The sequence below is a fragment of the Ruminococcoides bili genome (genome assembly GCF_040093295.1).
In the GTDB taxonomy this organism is placed as follows: domain Bacteria; phylum Bacillota; class Clostridia; order Oscillospirales; family Acutalibacteraceae; genus Ruminococcoides; species Ruminococcoides intestinale_A.
Window position 1 is genome coordinate 52,039 of record NZ_JBBNJY010000008.1, and the last position, 14,566, is coordinate 66,604.

General features: G+C 42.0%; 20 protein-coding genes. All 20 read left to right on the forward strand.

The window, feature by feature from the left end; all coding sequences use genetic code 11:
* The first annotated feature begins 2 nt into the window (after positions 1-2).
* Complete coding sequence (locus tag AAAY30_RS04325; protein ID WP_022234054.1) at positions 3-317, forward strand: head-tail connector protein; 315 nt, start codon at positions 3-5, stop codon at positions 315-317.
* A 2-nt stretch (positions 318-319) separates the two neighbouring features.
* Positions 320-652: a head-tail adaptor protein gene (locus AAAY30_RS04330; protein ID WP_293641587.1), complete on the forward strand. Its 333-nt coding sequence runs from the start codon at positions 320-322 to the stop codon at positions 650-652.
* A complete protein-coding gene (locus AAAY30_RS04335) occupies positions 645-1,076 on the forward strand; it encodes an HK97-gp10 family putative phage morphogenesis protein (protein WP_293641589.1) in 432 nt (143 codons plus the stop codon). Before AAAY30_RS04330 ends, AAAY30_RS04335 begins: the two co-directional genes overlap by 8 nt.
* Positions 1,073-1,438 (forward strand): hypothetical protein, encoded by a 366-nt coding sequence (locus AAAY30_RS04340; protein WP_293641599.1) that lies wholly within the window; start codon positions 1,073-1,075, stop codon positions 1,436-1,438. Before AAAY30_RS04335 ends, AAAY30_RS04340 begins: the two co-directional genes overlap by 4 nt.
* Entirely contained in the window at positions 1,419-2,003 is a 585-nt protein-coding gene (locus tag AAAY30_RS04345; protein ID WP_293641601.1) for a major tail protein, read from the forward strand. Before AAAY30_RS04340 ends, AAAY30_RS04345 begins: the two co-directional genes overlap by 20 nt.
* Before the next feature lie 15 nt (positions 2,004-2,018).
* A complete protein-coding gene (locus tag AAAY30_RS04350) occupies positions 2,019-2,399 on the forward strand; it encodes a hypothetical protein (RefSeq protein ID WP_293641603.1) in 381 nt (126 codons plus the stop codon).
* A gap of 274 nt (positions 2,400-2,673) precedes the next feature.
* Positions 2,674-3,507 (forward strand): hypothetical protein, encoded by an 834-nt coding sequence (locus tag AAAY30_RS04355; RefSeq protein ID WP_293641605.1) that lies wholly within the window; start codon positions 2,674-2,676, stop codon positions 3,505-3,507.
* A 113-nt stretch (positions 3,508-3,620) separates the two neighbouring features.
* The gene (locus tag AAAY30_RS04360) at positions 3,621-4,493 is read left to right on the forward strand and encodes a hypothetical protein (protein WP_499215861.1); all 873 of its coding nucleotides are present in this window, start codon (positions 3,621-3,623) and stop codon (positions 4,491-4,493) included.
* 36 nt (positions 4,494-4,529) lie between these two features.
* Positions 4,530-6,224 (forward strand): phage tail protein, encoded by a 1,695-nt coding sequence (locus AAAY30_RS04365; RefSeq protein ID WP_499215862.1) that lies wholly within the window; start codon positions 4,530-4,532, stop codon positions 6,222-6,224.
* Positions 6,221-7,033 (forward strand): hypothetical protein, encoded by an 813-nt coding sequence (locus tag AAAY30_RS04370; protein ID WP_499215863.1) that lies wholly within the window; start codon positions 6,221-6,223, stop codon positions 7,031-7,033. The genes AAAY30_RS04365 and AAAY30_RS04370 overlap by 4 nt, the downstream gene beginning before the upstream one ends.
* Entirely contained in the window at positions 7,030-9,315 is a 2,286-nt protein-coding gene (locus tag AAAY30_RS04375; protein WP_499215864.1) for a phage tail spike protein, read from the forward strand. The genes AAAY30_RS04370 and AAAY30_RS04375 overlap by 4 nt, the downstream gene beginning before the upstream one ends.
* Before the next feature lie 8 nt (positions 9,316-9,323).
* Positions 9,324-10,085 (forward strand): DUF859 family phage minor structural protein, encoded by a 762-nt coding sequence (locus AAAY30_RS04380; RefSeq protein ID WP_499215865.1) that lies wholly within the window; start codon positions 9,324-9,326, stop codon positions 10,083-10,085.
* Between the two features lie 92 nt (positions 10,086-10,177).
* Positions 10,178-10,672, forward strand: coding sequence for a pyocin knob domain-containing protein (locus AAAY30_RS04385; RefSeq protein ID WP_499215866.1), 495 nt, complete (start codon positions 10,178-10,180; stop codon positions 10,670-10,672).
* A 15-nt stretch (positions 10,673-10,687) separates the two neighbouring features.
* Positions 10,688-11,101 (forward strand): phage holin family protein, encoded by a 414-nt coding sequence (locus AAAY30_RS04390; RefSeq protein WP_499215867.1) that lies wholly within the window; start codon positions 10,688-10,690, stop codon positions 11,099-11,101.
* Entirely contained in the window at positions 11,102-11,959 is an 858-nt protein-coding gene (locus tag AAAY30_RS04395) for an N-acetylmuramoyl-L-alanine amidase (RefSeq protein WP_499215868.1), read from the forward strand. It begins immediately after the preceding gene.
* A gap of 185 nt (positions 11,960-12,144) precedes the next feature.
* On the forward strand, positions 12,145-12,360 hold the full coding sequence (locus AAAY30_RS04400) for a hypothetical protein (protein ID WP_117704984.1): 216 nt from the start codon (positions 12,145-12,147) through the stop codon (positions 12,358-12,360).
* Positions 12,335-12,673 carry an rRNA biogenesis protein rrp5 gene (locus AAAY30_RS04405; protein WP_117704985.1) on the forward strand — a complete coding sequence of 113 codons (339 nt, stop codon included), beginning with the start codon at positions 12,335-12,337 and terminating at the stop codon, positions 12,671-12,673. Before AAAY30_RS04400 ends, AAAY30_RS04405 begins: the two co-directional genes overlap by 26 nt.
* The gene (locus AAAY30_RS04410; protein WP_293641625.1) at positions 12,666-13,796 is read left to right on the forward strand and encodes a DUF2800 domain-containing protein; all 1,131 of its coding nucleotides are present in this window, start codon (positions 12,666-12,668) and stop codon (positions 13,794-13,796) included. Before AAAY30_RS04405 ends, AAAY30_RS04410 begins: the two co-directional genes overlap by 8 nt.
* Before the next feature lie 5 nt (positions 13,797-13,801).
* Positions 13,802-14,350 (forward strand): DUF2815 family protein, encoded by a 549-nt coding sequence (locus AAAY30_RS04415; RefSeq protein ID WP_117704987.1) that lies wholly within the window; start codon positions 13,802-13,804, stop codon positions 14,348-14,350.
* A gap of 20 nt (positions 14,351-14,370) precedes the next feature.
* A complete protein-coding gene (locus AAAY30_RS04420) occupies positions 14,371-14,550 on the forward strand; it encodes a hypothetical protein (protein ID WP_022233895.1) in 180 nt (59 codons plus the stop codon).
* Positions 14,551-14,566 lie beyond the last annotated feature (16 nt).

Sequence of the window (14,566 nt, forward strand, 5' to 3'; positions counted from 1 at the left end):
TTATGACTGACAGGCTTTTAGAAAAAGTAAAGCAGAATCTCATACTTGAACATTCTGAGGACGATGCACTTCTTGAGCAGTACATCACTGCATCGGTTTCCTATGCCGAAAGCTATCAACACATTGATGAGGGTTACTACTCCACACACGCAATGCCTGCAACTACCGAGCAGGCAGTTATTATGCTTGCGAGCCATTTCTACGAAAGCAGAGATGGCTCAACGGGGGGATTCTTTGCTGACAGCACAAATGCATCGGCGCAGGTGTGGAACACGGTCAATTTGCTTTTAAGGCTTGACAGGAACTGGAAGGTGTAGATATGAGTTGTGGAAAGATGAACACACCTGTTGAAATTATGAAAAAGGTGATTGAAACCGATGATGAGGGCTTTAAAAATGAAAGGCTGAAAACGGTTGCAAGAGTGAGAGCATATCGTGAGGCCAGACACGGCAGTGAACGGTGGGCAAATATGGCGACATTTTCCGTTGCGACTGACCTGTTTCGCCTAAGGTGTATTCCGCACATTGAGGTTACAACCGATATGCTCATCCTTCGTGACGGAAAGCGGTTTGAAATCACCTCTGTTGAGAATGTAAAAGGCAGAGGAATGTATCTTGAAATTCTCGCAAAGGAGGTTGAAGCAAGTGGCTAGATGCACAATGAAAATGCCGGAGGAGTTTTTACTCAAGATTTCAAGACTAGGTGACAAAACAGATGAAGTGTGTGAAAGGGTACTCAATGCCGGTGCTGAGGTTGTTCTTAAAAAGGTGAGGACAAATCTCAGAAATGTCATCGGTAAGGACACAAAAACGCAGTCACGCTCCACGGGTGAGCTTGAACACTCGCTCGGCGTGTCCCCTGTTTTGTCGGACAAGAACGGCAATTTGAATATCAAGATAGGCTTTTCAGAGCCGAGAACAAATGGTGAGCGCAATGCAAAAATTGCGAGCATAATTGAATACGGCAAAAGCGGTCAGCCACCAAAGCCGTTTATGAAACCCGCAAAATCAGCGTCACGCAAGGAGTGTATGACAGTTATGATTAACACGCTTGATGAGGAGGTAAGAAGCATATGAGTTTGCTTGCTGAAATCAAGAGTATTGCAGAGGGATTGAACATCAAGGTTGAAACAGGTGTTTTTTCAGGCAAAGCACCTGACGAATACATTGTTCTCACACCGCTTTCGGATGGTTTTGATATGCACTGCGACAATATGCCGACCTTTGACAGACAGGAAGTGAGAATTTCTATATTTTCAAAGGGTAATTACTCTGCACTTAAATACAAGCTTGTGACCGCTCTTTTTCAGAGTGATATTTCAATTACCGACAGACTGTATATCGGTTATGAGAGCGACACGGGCTATCATCACTATGCTATTGACGCATTAAAAACTTATGAACTGGAGGAGATAGATTATGGCAACAATTGGACTTGATAAGCTGTATTACGCAAAAATCACGGAGGACTCTGACGGAAACGAAACCTACGATACACCTGTTCCGCTTGCAAAGGCGATGAGTGCGGAACTTTCGGTAGAGCTTGCCGAGGCAACACTTTATGCCGATGACGGTGCGTCAGAGGTTGTAAAGGAATTTCAGAGCGGTACGCTCACACTCGGTATTGACAACATCGGAACAGCCGTTGCAGAGGATTTGACCGGTGCGACAATCGACAAAAACAAGGTGTTGGTTTCCGCATCTGAGGACGGAGCACCGCCCGTTGCAATCGGTTTTCGTGCAAAGAAAGCGAACGGCAAGTATCGTTACTTCTGGCTTTACAGAGTGAAGTTTGGCATTCCCGCAACCAACCTTACCACAAAGGGAGAAAGCATCGAGTTTTCCACTCCGTCAATCGAGGGTACGGTTATTCGCAGAAACAAGGCTGACAAGCTCGGCAAGCACCCATGGAAAGCTGAAATTTCAGAGGACGATACAGGGGTTGCAAGCGATACAATCAGCGGTTGGTACACTCAAGTGTATGAGCCGACCTATGCTGAATAAATACGGAGGTGCGTTATGACTGACAGAGGAAGTATTATTAAAATTGGTGAAAACGATTATGAGCTTATTCTCACAACAAGGGCAACAAAGGAAATTGCCAAAAGATACGGCGGACTTGAAAACCTCGGTGACAGGCTTATGAAAAGTGAAAATTTTGAAATGGCACTTGATGAAATCATCTGGCTTATCACCTTGCTTGCAAATCAAAGCGTTATGATTTACAATCTGAAAAATCCGAACAGCAAAAGGCCTTTGCTTTTTGAGGACGAGGTTGAGCTTTTAACCTCACCGTTTGACCTTGCAGAATACAAGAATGCAATTATGGACTCAATGCACAAGGGTACAAAGAGAAATATTGAAAGCGAGTCTGACTCAAAAAACGCGAAAGTCGGGTAACAGATGATGAACTGTTTACCCGACTTCTTTATTACGGACTTGCACATTTAAATCTTTCGCAAGATGAGGTGTGGCTGATGCCCTTTGGACTCTTGCTCGACTTATGGGAATGTCATAGACAATACAACGGCATTACAAAGCCGAAAAGAGATTTGACGATTGATGATGTTATACCGTTAGGGGTTTGAATATATTTCCATTGAAAATCAAATAATCAATATGCTATAATGTGTACCAAGAGTTAACTCAAAACTAAATATAAGAGGTGAATTATATGTTTATTGATACTCGTTCAAAAAATAGTATGACACAATCAATTTGCAATTTATTTAATATTTCCGAAGAAGATTTGATGAATAAATTAGACAGAATAGGAGATGTAACGGCAATTGACGACAACTATATAGAAAGATTAGATGATTTCATAGGGCAAAATGTTAAAAATTATCCTAATGAAATATTACTGTTTCATTTTTCAAGACGTCTTCATGGAACAGAAGATGAAACTGAAGGTCGAAATCTCTTAAATTTACTCACAACTGAAAATCCATTTAGTAACTTTATGAAAAGAGCTAATATAGAATTTTCACAAGGTAAAGAGCATATCGAAACTTTCTACAAAGGAAAAGAAGTTGATTGGGATAGGTGTTGGCATGGCAATTCAAGTTATATGAAAGTTAGACTTGGATACATTAAAGGAAGAGAAGATTTCTGTTTCAACGGTTTTGCATTTAAAGACTTATTGTATAAAAACGAATACGCAAGAATGCTTTACTCTATGCCTGAATTTTTAAACCAATTAATACAGTGCATAGAATGCAATTCTCTTGGCAAAGATTACACAGAACATAGTGATTATTATTGCTATGAATATAGATTGCCTATGGAAATTGTTGTATTCGATACAAACGATAAATACTCCCTACATCAAAAGCAAAAATACTTGATTAGGTGTATTCTTCAGCGATTAGCCGAATACAACTCATTAGACACTAAATATATGTTTGATAACGATAATCCTATCGTTAGATTACCTGACAATTATATAATCCCATCAAAGTATTGTATTGGAAAAGAGAAAATAACCTACGATATGATAAGAAATTAACTGATATTTATTTGACTATAAAAACAAAAGGAGTGACCTTATGGTTGCTCCTTTTCATATATAGCACGAGCCGAAAGGCTCTTTTTTTATATCCAAAACGAGGAGGTGACAGAATGGCAGATAATTTTGGACTGAAAATCGGTGTTGAAGGTGAAAAGGAATTTAAGAAAGCGCTTGCTGAAATCAATCAGAGCTTTAAGGTGCTTGGCTCTGAGATGAAGCTTGTGTCCTCGCAGTTTGATAAGAATGACAATTCCGTTCAGGCTTTGTCTGCAAGAAATATGGTTCTTAATAAGGAGATTGACGCACAAAAACAGAAGATTGAAACCTTGCGACAGGCACTCGCAAATGCATCAGAGTCCTTTGGTGAAACCGACAGAAGAACACAAAGCTGGCAAATTCAGCTCAACAACGCACAGGCATCACTCAACGGTATGGAGCGTGAACTGAACAGTAATAATTCTGCACTTGAACAGGCAAAAGCGGATATTGAGAGTACGGAAAAATCTCTTGAAAAGGTTGACGGTCAGCTTGATGATACTGCCGAGAGTGCTGACAATATGGGCGATGAAATCAAGGACGCAGGCGACAAAGCGGATAAGTCAAAGGAGAGATTTTCACAGCTTGGTTCGGTACTCAAGGGTGTGGGCGTTGCGATGGGTGCGGTGGTCACTGCGGCGGCCGCAACAGCCGTAAAGCTAGGCAAGGAAGTAGTTAATGCCTATGCCGACTATGAACAGCTTGTTGGCGGTGTTGATACGCTTTTCAAGGGTTCATCGCAGAAGCTGCAAAGCTACGCATCTAATGCCTATAAAACGGCAGGCCTTTCTGCAAATGACTATATGGAAACTGTTACAGGCTTTTCAGCAAGCCTCATTCAGTCGCTTGGCGGTGATACGGACAAGTCGGTAAAGTATGCCGATATGGCAATCACGGATATGGCGGATAACGCAAACAAGATGGGTACGGATATGTCGCTCATTTAGAATGCATATCAGGGATTTGCAAAGCAAAATTACACAATGCTCGATAACCTTAAACTCGGCTACGGCGGTACTAAAGAGGAAATGCAAAGACTTCTCTCTGACGTAGAGAAAATATCGGGTGTGAAGTATGACATTTCGTCATATGCCGATGTGGTTGATGCAATCCATGTTATGCAGGAGAGTATGGATATTGCCGGCACTACTGCAAAAGAGGCGGATGGTACAATTTCGGGTTCGGTTAATGCGTTGAAATCCTCAGTTACGAATCTTGTGGTAGGATTTGGTGACGCAAACGCTGACCTTGATGTGTTGTGTGAAAATGTTGTAACGGCATTTCAGACCGTGCTTGAAAACATCTCGCCTATTGTGGAAAATCTCATCTCCGCCTTGCCGACAGTAATTACTACACTGCTTGAATCGGCAGGTGAAATGCTCCCCACGGTTCTGGAAACTCTTGCAGAATTGTTTGCACAGGTGCTTGAGGGATTGCTTCAGCTTTTGCCACAGCTGATTCCCGTTGCGGTGTCAGCCTTATTAACAATTACAAATGCAATTGTTGAAAATCTGCCCTTGCTGATTGAGTCGGCAACCTTGCTCGTAGCAACTCTCGTACAAGGCCTTGCAGATGCACTGCCTACACTAATTCCTACTGCGGTCAATGCGGTTATGACGATTGTACAGGGACTTCTGGACAGCTTGCCGTCAATTCTTGACGCAGGACTTGAACTTGTGTCAGCACTTGCACAGGGTATTCTTGATGCACTTCCCGACCTCATATCTAAACTGCCTCAGATTATTATGGGCATAGTTACATTTCTTTTAAATTCAATACCGCAAATCATACAGACGGGCATTAAGCTACTGACCTCTCTTGTGAGTGCTTTGCCCGATATTATCACATCAATAGTCAAGGCAATTCCGCAGATTATCAACGGAATTATAAATGCGGTAATAAATTCAATTCCGCAGATTATTCAGGCAGGCATTGACTTGCTCATTTCACTTGTCAAGGCTCTGCCCACCATTATCGTCACAATCGTGAATGCAATCCCCGACATCATTTCGGGCATTGTTAATGCTCTTATTGACAATATTCCGGCAATAATTCAGGCGGGTATTGATTTGTTGATTTCGCTTGTTAAGAATCTGCCGACTATCATTAAGGAAATTGTAAAGGCAGTACCTAAGATTATTGAAGGCATTGTAAAGGCTTTTGGTTCACTTATGTACAAGATTGTTGAAATTGGCGGTAACATTGTAAAAGGCTTGTGGGACGGTATCTGCGGTCTTGCATCGTGGCTCTGGGATTCAGTCAGCGGTTGGATTTCGGGTATCTGGGACGGCATCTGCGATTTTTTCGGTATTCACTCACCGTCAAAGGAAATGGCATGGGTTGGCGAAATGCTCGTCAAGGGTCTTGCCGGCTCTATTGACAAGAATGGTGATATGGCTGTTCGTGCCGCCGAGGGTGTGAGCAGTGATGTTTCAAGTGTTATGAACTCACTTACTGATGATATGAAAACTGCTTTGCCGACTGATTTCAGCATTGACGGAAATGTAAAAAACTCCGTCAACACACAAGGCTTAAACAGCGGTGTCGGCGGTCTTTCGCTTGTGCTGAATATTGCAAATTTCAACAACTACTCAAATGACGATATTTCTCAGCTTACAAACGAGATTATGGAAACTGCAGGTCAGTTTGCCAAAAGGAAAGGAATGGTATTTGCGTGAACTATTTTGAATACAACGGCATCAGGTCATCTGATATGGGGCTTCATATACAGAGAAAGAATGTGTACTCCTCGCTTGACATTGAAGATGAGCTCAACAAAATCGGTGTGTTTACCGTAAGTTTTAACTGCAAGCCGTTTAGATATGACATTGACGGTGAGTTACCGCACAGCATTGATGTGGTGCTGAATTTTCCGTATATGATTTTTTGCAGAATGGACGGTTCAAAGCCGGAAAACGACTGGAGCAACCGTTGGAATCAGACGGCAGACCTTGTTGTGCCGAGTGGTAAGAATATGTTTGTACTGAATACAAATTCGTGGACAGACGGCGACTGGGACTACTATTCAGATGCCGACAAGAGCAGAATATATCTTAAGGTAAACGAAAACTGGAAAAAGGAGAATGCAAGGTTTGCCCTATATACATTTATCAGTGACGAAACTGCATGGTATTCTCTCGAGAAGGTCAGCGAGGATATTTACAGAGTGACCTTGCCGTCAAGGGGTGAAACCGTACTTGTGAATCCTTACAGCTTTGAGAGCAGACCGCTTATTCATCTTAACGGCAACGGTACGGGTACGCTTACCATTGATAACGAAAACGGCAGACACGAATGGACATTCAGCAATATTGACGAGTTCATTGAGATTGACAGCGAAAAAATGTGCTTTTACAAAGACAACACGCTGAAAAATGATACGGTTACAGGCACGGGTTTTCCTTTGCTTGTAAAGGGCGAAAACAGGTTTATTCTCGGCGGTGGCATAACAGACGGTTCAGTATTTCCAAGGTGGTGTTCGTTATGATGCCGATTTTATACAGAGCAGATGAAACCGAGTTTGACACCTACGGAATCGGTGTGCTGTCGGACTGCACCTTTTGCGAAGTTACAGAGGAGCGAAACGGTGCGTTTGAATGTGTGATGAAATATCCTCTGCACGGTGCATTGTTTGATGAGATTAAAAACGACAGGGTTATACTCGTTAAGCCGAATGACAAATCAAGGTCACAGCCGTTTCGCATATACAGAATAACCACGCCGATGAACGGCATCATCACAGTGTATGCACAGCATATTTCATATGATTTGTCGGGCATTGGCGTGTTGTGCTTTGAGAGCAAATCGGTTTCACCACAGCTTGCACTCGAGAGGATTTTTTCAAGCACCTCATCACATCACAGCTTTAATTGCAAAACTGACCTTTCTGCACCAAGGGCATTTTCAGTCGACAGGCCGATGAGCGTTCGTGCTGTTCTGGGCGGTACGGAAGGTTCAGTCCTTGATGTGTGGGGCGGTGAATACGAATGGGATATGTTTGATGTCATTCTCCACTCAAGGCGTGGTAAGGATAACGGTGTGGTAATTGAATACGGCAAGAACCTCACCTCACTTGAGCAGGACAATGATTTTTCATCGGTATATACACACCTTTTGCCCTATGCGGTTGTAAAGAACGGTGATACCGAAAATGTGGTTACTCTTTCGGAAGCCGTACTTCCTGTTGTCGAAAAATATGCGAGAGAGAAAACCTTAATCAAGGATTTTTCGTCATTCTTTAAGAACGGAGAAACCGTTACCGAGGACACACTTCGAACAAAGGCTAAGTCATACATCAAACAGAATCCGTTCGGTGACGAAACTCCCACGGTGAAGGTGTCGTTTGAACCGCTATGGCAACAGCCCGAATATTCGCAGTTCCTCGAAAAGGTGAACCTCTGCGACACAGTGACCGTCAGACACGCAGATATGAATATTGAGGTAAAGACGAAGGTTATTGAAACCGTATATGACGCACTGGCCGAGAAATATTCATCAATCACACTCGGAACGGCAAAATCAAACTTTGTGAATACGGTTGCAGAAATCAAAAGTACAACCGATAAAATCAAAAAGGAAACCGACAGCTTTCCGTTACTTATGAATACTGCTATTAAAAATGCCACTTCGCTGATTTCAGGTCAGCAAGGTGGCTTTGTTGTTATGCACACGGATTCTGTTACAGGCAAGCCGTATGAACTTTTGATTCTTGACAACGAAAATCTGTATGATGCAAGGAATGTGTGGCGGTGGAATGTCGGTGGCTTAGGTTTTTCAAAGAGTGGATACAACGGCCCGTATGAAACTGCGATTACGGCTGACGGAAAAATCGTGGCAAACTTTATCACAAGCGGAACGCTTATGGCAAATATCATCAAGGCGGGAGTAATCAGTTCGGCTGATAATTCTTCATGGTGGGATTTGGAAAGCGGTGAGGTTCACCTCAGTGCCTACACAAAAACGGAGGATACTGAAAAGCTAAGTGAGAATATTTCCGCAATTACCGAAAGAACATCAACACTTGAGCAGACCGCAGAGGACATTTCCTTTAAAATCAACGAGCAGTCCACGGGCGGAAAGAACTATCTTTTAAACTCATCGGCTCTCAACGGACTTTCGGATGATTGGGAGTATTCGGGATTGGTCACTGTACTTTCCGATACAGATGTAATCAGTCATACCTCTTCGGGTTCTGCTTTTGTACTCGGTGCGGAAAGCACCTTGTCACAAAGTGTGTATAACTCGGTTGCCGACAGAGCATTTGTGCTGTCACTCAGAGCAAAGAAAAGCTATTCACAGCTTAGTGCATATATGTATGTTCAGTACAACGGAGTTAAAAGAGAATATCTTTTTAATACAAAGGACAGCTTTGATTGGACAGATTTTTCCGTTGTACTCCCCGATGTTTCGGACGGTGAAATCACGGTATTCATTTACAGCCGTGACACCTCTCTTACGGTAAGTGACCTTATGCTTACTGACGGAAGTATTATCCAGCACTGGTCGCCCGCACCGAACGAGATATACACAAACGAGGTAAAGATTGACCGCAGAGGCATTGAGGTTTCAAACAGCAAGTCCTCGCAGAAAACAGTAATTACAAACACTGAATTTTCCGGCTACTACAACGGTGAAAAGATATTCACCCTAAACAAGGACGAAACTCAGACGAAGAAAACCACAGTTGACGGTGAGCTGACAATCGGCAGAACAAAGCTGATTCCGATGTCAAACAGTTCACAGGGACTCAACATTGTAATTCTTGATTAGGAGGCAATATGACAAAGACAACGGTTGTCAATAGAATTGACACGATTTACATAGATACGGAAAATCCGACCGTATCAGTAAACACAACGGTAAATGACGCAGGTCTTAAACACAACATTACGATTACCATACGAGGTATTCCGATAACTGGCATATCGGGACTTGCGTGGAACAAGGGGACAGCAAACAGGATTATTACCATTCCTACGGACAGCAGAACGGGTATTCTCAAGGCAATGTATGAGGACAAAAGCATTACGGCAAAGCTAACGGTCACCACATACAAGGGTTCAACCTATGTAGGCATTTCTGAAAGGAATTGTCAGATTACCACCACATCGCACAGCTCAAGGCCTGTAATTAACGGGTTTATCTATCTTGACACCAATTTAAAGACCACTGCCGTTACGGGCAACTCAAAGCTTTTTATTCAGAACTACTCAATTCTCAAGGTTACACCGCTCACTGCAAAACCGAGAAATGAATCGAAGATTACAGGCTACACGGTAAGCTGTAACGGTGTGAGCAAATCAAGTACAACTGCAAAGGAATTGAATCTTGGTACAATCACCAAAAGCGGTGATGTGGTGGTTATGGTCACGGTTACAGATTCACGAGGATACACAACGAGCATTAAAAAGAAAATTACCGTTATTCCGTACAGCAGTCCGAATCTCAGTACGATTACACTAAGACGAACAAATGAGATTGAGTCGGAAATTCAGCTTATTTCAACGGCTCATACTCACCAATTACAATTGACGGGGTAAATCACAATCAGCTTTTATCCTTTCGCTACCAATACAAGAGGACAAGTGATGCAAACTACGGAAATTTTGTTGACATTTTAAGCAACCTTAAAATGAACGGCACAAGCTATTCGTATTCAAATCTTCAGCTTATGAATCTTGATGTGAATATGTCATATGACTTTCATATTGAAATCCGTGATGCTATGGAAAAGTCGGTTATTACAGACCTGTACTATTTAATTCCGCAGGGCACACCGCTTGTTTCTTTACGCAAACAAAAGGTAGGCATTAACAATCCAAACCCACAATCCGCACTTGATGTGACGGGTGAAATACATATGAACGGCTTTCCTGTTATGGGCATTATACAGACCTCTGTTGAGGACGATGTTAGCCTTAACAGTCTTACAACGCAGGGTATTTATTTCAGACGAAGAGTACCGCAGGAGAATATGAACTATCCGGCACTTGTATTCGGTATGCTTGAAGTATTTTCTTGCAGTACTAATCTTGTGACACAGAGATATACGGCAAGGGACAGTCCGTTTGATGTGTATATCCGTTCAAAGGTGAATTCAAGCTGGAGCAAGTGGGTTAAAAAATAGACACAGGAGGTATTTATGAAACTGATTTGGAACAGCATTCAGACTGCATTCATCGCACTTGGAGGAACACTCGGGTGGTTTCTCGGAGGTGCAGACGGCTTTCTGTATGCACTCATTGCATTTGTAGTTATCGACTACATTACAGGAATGATGTGTGCCGTTGCCGACAAAAAGCTTTCGAGCAAGGTCGGTTTCAAGGGCATTTGCAGAAAGGTGATTATCTTTCTGCTTGTGGGAGTGGCGAATCTCCTTGATGTGTACATTATCGGCACGGGCAGTGTGCTGAGAACGGCGGTGATTTTCTTTTATCTCTCAAATGAGGGATTGTCACTGCTTGAAAACGGAGCGCATCTGGGACTTCCCATTCCCGAAAAGATTAAAAATGTGCTTGCACAATTACACCACAGAAGTGAAAAGGAGGACGACTAAATGTCATACACAAACAGCAAATTAGTTAGCTACACAAAAATTTCACCAAACAGAAACATCAATCGCAATCACAAGATTGATACAGTTTCAATTCACTGCGTAGTCGGGCAGCGCTCTGTTGAAACTCTCGGCTCAATCTTTGCATCAAGGGACAAGGAGGCAAGCTCAAACTACGGTATCGGCTATGACGGCAGAATCGGAATGTATGTTGAGGAAAAGGACCGCAGCTGGTGCACCTCATCTGCGTCAAATGACAACAGGGCGATTACCATTGAGGTTGCGTCAGATACCTACCACCCATACAGAGTAAATGATGCTGCGTACAAGTCTTTGATTAAACTGCTTGTTGACATCTGCAAGAGAAACGGCATCAAAAGGCTTGTGTGGTCAACAAACAAGTCAGAGAGAATGAATCACCTTAACGGCTGCAATATGACGGTTCACAGGGATTATGCGAACAAGTCCTGCCCCGGTGATTATCTCTACAATCTTCACGGACAGATTGCAAAGGAGGTGAACGCTCAGCTTGGCTTAGGCAGTTCAAAACCTGCGACTTCAAAGAAAACTCTCTATCGTGTACGCAAAAGTTGGAAGGACGCAAAGTCGCAAAAGGGTGCTTTCTATGACCTTTCAAATGCCAAGAAATGTGCCGACAAAAACAGCGGTTACTCTGTTTTTAATGAAAGCGGAAAAGTTGTGTACACACTAAAGTCATCGGGCAAAAAGTCAGTTGATGCCATTGCAAGAGAAGTAATTCAGGGCAAATGGGGCAACGGTGCCGACCGCAAAAACCGCCTCACCAAAGCCGGCTATGACTACAACGCCATTCAGAAAAGAGTAAACGAGATTTTATCTTAACAGACAATAGAACAGTATTCTAACAAAGCCAAATCCCCATCGAGGAAGTTTTATTCCTTGATGGGGATTTTTTGCTTACGAATAAATAATAAAAATAAAAATTTTTCAAAAAGCGTCCTTTTAAGCACTCTCCCGTGGCTAACAGACAGAGGGCAACAATGCTCTCGGAAACGGAGGTACAATATATGAAACACAATCTTCAAATCAGTGTTTCGGACAAACCACAAAGAAACAGTATGGTATCCTGCAAAAACATCACCTTGCGAGAACGATTTTTGCGAATGCTGTTCGGCAGAAAACAGAAAATCACAATCCTTGTTCCAAGTGATTCTATTGAGGAACTCGCCATTACCAAGGTTAAAAAAGGAGGCAGTTATGAACAAAATAACAGCATTACTTGATGCGATTACCGAGGTAATCAAAAACATTGGCACACTTACAGAAAGTCTGCAGACTGTTTCAAATCTCTTGAATGAGATAAAGATTACTGAAATTTCGAAGAAGTCAACCGTACATACTTCTGAAAGCACAGGAAATTCAAAGGTGTATTCACTTGAAGATGTAAGGGGTGTTCTTGCTAAAAAAAGTCAAAGCGGACTCACTTCTGAGGTTAGAGAAATCATTGTAAAGTATGGTGGAAACAAACTGTCAGAAATTGACCCCTGTCATTACGAAGAAATCATCAAAGATGCGGAGGCACTTAAGAATGAGTAATCACGCTTTCCTCTCCCCTTCAAGTTCTCACAGATGGCTCAATTGTACACCAAGTGCCGTGCTTGAATCAAAGTTTGAGAACAAATCAACCAAAGCATCTGAAGAAGGCACAGTCGCCCATGCGTGGTGTGAGCATAAACTGAAAAACATATTATGCAGAAAAAGTGACGAGCCTGTCTCCCCTTACACAAACGATGAAATGCAGGAATACACCGACTTATATGTTGATTTTGTACTTGAACAATTCAATCTTGCAAAACAGAAATGTAAAGATCCTTTGATTCTTATTGAACAAAAGGTTGATTTTTCAGAATATGTACCAAATGGTTTTGGAACAGCCGACTGCATTATTGTTTCTGAAAGCAAAATACATATCATTGATTTCAAATATGGAATGGGAGTATTGGTTGATGCCTTTGATAACCCGCAGATGAAATGTTATGCTCTCGGTGCTTTAAAAATCTTTGACCGCCTATATGACATTAAAGATGTGTCAATGTCAATTTTTCAGCCACGCAGAGATAATGTCAGCACTTGGACTGTTTCTGCTGATGAGCTCAAAGGCTGGGCAGAAAATGTACTAAAGCCAAAAGCAGAATTAGCTGTTAAAGGTGAAGGTGATTACTGTGTCGGTGATTGGTGTACATTCTGCAAAGCATCAGTAAGATGCAGAGCAAGAGCCGAAAACAATCTGAAACTTGCACAGGAAGAATTCAGACTTTCCCCACTTCTTACTGATTCTGAAATTGAAAAGATTTTATCTGTTATCCCCAATCTCACGAAGTGGGCAAATGAAATAATGGCATATGCTACCGAATCAGCTGTCAATCACGGCAAGCATTGGAACGGTTTTAAAATTGTTGAAGGACGGTCTGTACGAAAGTATAAAGATGAAACCGCAGTGGCTAAAGCATTGGAAGATGCCGGCTACAAAGACATTTATCGCAAGAGTCTTATCACACTTACAGAAATGCAAAAGCTTTTAGGTAAGCAAAATTTCAACGAAATACTTGGAAATCTCATCATTAAACCAAAAGGCAAGCCTGCTCTTGTTCCCGAAACGGACAAAAGAGATGCTATGACAATCACAGATGTTAAAAACGAATTTAAAACGGAGGACTAATTATTATGGCTAATTCAAACAAAACAAAAGTTATCACAGGCAAAAACACAAGACTTTCATATTTTCACGGTTGGGAACCTGTTTCAATCAACGGCAGTCCTGAAAGATACAGCGTATCCGTACTTATTCCAAAAGATGATACTGAAACCGTTAATGCGATTAACAACGCTGTAAATACTGCAATTGAAGAAGGTATCGGTAAATTTGGTGGTAAAAAGCCAAACAAAGCATCACTTAAACTTCCTCTTCGTGACGGTGATACCGAGCGTAATGATGAGGCTTATGCAGGTCACTGGTTTATCAATGCAAACAGCAGAACCGCTCCACAGATTGTTGATAAGGCTGTAAAACCTATTCTTGACAGAGATGAGGTGTACAGCGGTTGTTATGCAAGAGTGTCTCTGAATTTTTACGCATTCAATTCAAATGGCAACAAAGGTATTGCCTGTGGTCTTGGCAACATTCAGAAAATAAAGGACGGCGAACCGCTTGGTGGCAGAAGTTCGGCTGCTGATGATTTCAGAACAGAAACAGATGATGATTTCTTATCCTAACATAATATGAGGTAAACGATATGAACGAATTTTATGAACTTGCAAAATTGTTTGATGTAGTTGTTATCTTCTGTTTCTTCTTAGGAATAGGTATGTACGGCATCATAAGCACCGTAACGGATTTAATTTTCCTTATTCACAAGACTTTTAGAAAGCACAGAATAGCGAGAAGGGCTAAGAAAAACAACTTAGATAATTAACAATTTTGGACGGTGG

What these genes read in the sequence shown, in the direction of transcription:
- AAAY30_RS04325 (WP_022234054.1), top strand. Translation starts at nt 3, where the DNA reads ATGACTGACAGGCTTTTAGAAAAAGTAAAGCAGAATCTCATACTTGAA.
- AAAY30_RS04330 (WP_293641587.1), top strand. Translation starts at nt 320, where the DNA reads ATGAGTTGTGGAAAGATGAACACACCTGTTGAAATTATGAAAAAGGTG.
- AAAY30_RS04340 (WP_293641599.1), top strand. Translation starts at nt 1,073, where the DNA reads ATGAGTTTGCTTGCTGAAATCAAGAGTATTGCAGAGGGATTGAACATC.
- AAAY30_RS04345 (WP_293641601.1), top strand. Translation starts at nt 1,419, where the DNA reads ATGGCAACAATTGGACTTGATAAGCTGTATTACGCAAAAATCACGGAG.
- AAAY30_RS04350 (WP_293641603.1), top strand. Translation starts at nt 2,019, where the DNA reads ATGACTGACAGAGGAAGTATTATTAAAATTGGTGAAAACGATTATGAG.
- AAAY30_RS04355 (WP_293641605.1), top strand. Translation starts at nt 2,674, where the DNA reads ATGTTTATTGATACTCGTTCAAAAAATAGTATGACACAATCAATTTGC.
- AAAY30_RS04360 (WP_499215861.1), top strand. Translation starts at nt 3,621, where the DNA reads ATGGCAGATAATTTTGGACTGAAAATCGGTGTTGAAGGTGAAAAGGAA.
- AAAY30_RS04365 (WP_499215862.1), top strand. Translation starts at nt 4,530, where the DNA reads ATGCTCGATAACCTTAAACTCGGCTACGGCGGTACTAAAGAGGAAATG.
- AAAY30_RS04375 (WP_499215864.1), top strand. Translation starts at nt 7,030, where the DNA reads ATGATGCCGATTTTATACAGAGCAGATGAAACCGAGTTTGACACCTAC.
- AAAY30_RS04380 (WP_499215865.1), top strand. Translation starts at nt 9,324, where the DNA reads ATGACAAAGACAACGGTTGTCAATAGAATTGACACGATTTACATAGAT.
- AAAY30_RS04385 (WP_499215866.1), top strand. Translation starts at nt 10,178, where the DNA reads ATGAACGGCACAAGCTATTCGTATTCAAATCTTCAGCTTATGAATCTT.
- AAAY30_RS04390 (WP_499215867.1), top strand. Translation starts at nt 10,688, where the DNA reads ATGAAACTGATTTGGAACAGCATTCAGACTGCATTCATCGCACTTGGA.
- AAAY30_RS04395 (WP_499215868.1), top strand. Translation starts at nt 11,102, where the DNA reads ATGTCATACACAAACAGCAAATTAGTTAGCTACACAAAAATTTCACCA.
- AAAY30_RS04400 (WP_117704984.1), top strand. Translation starts at nt 12,145, where the DNA reads ATGAAACACAATCTTCAAATCAGTGTTTCGGACAAACCACAAAGAAAC.
- AAAY30_RS04405 (WP_117704985.1), top strand. Translation starts at nt 12,335, where the DNA reads ATGAACAAAATAACAGCATTACTTGATGCGATTACCGAGGTAATCAAA.
- AAAY30_RS04410 (WP_293641625.1), top strand. Translation starts at nt 12,666, where the DNA reads ATGAGTAATCACGCTTTCCTCTCCCCTTCAAGTTCTCACAGATGGCTC.
- AAAY30_RS04415 (WP_117704987.1), top strand. Translation starts at nt 13,802, where the DNA reads ATGGCTAATTCAAACAAAACAAAAGTTATCACAGGCAAAAACACAAGA.
- AAAY30_RS04420 (WP_022233895.1), top strand. Translation starts at nt 14,371, where the DNA reads ATGAACGAATTTTATGAACTTGCAAAATTGTTTGATGTAGTTGTTATC.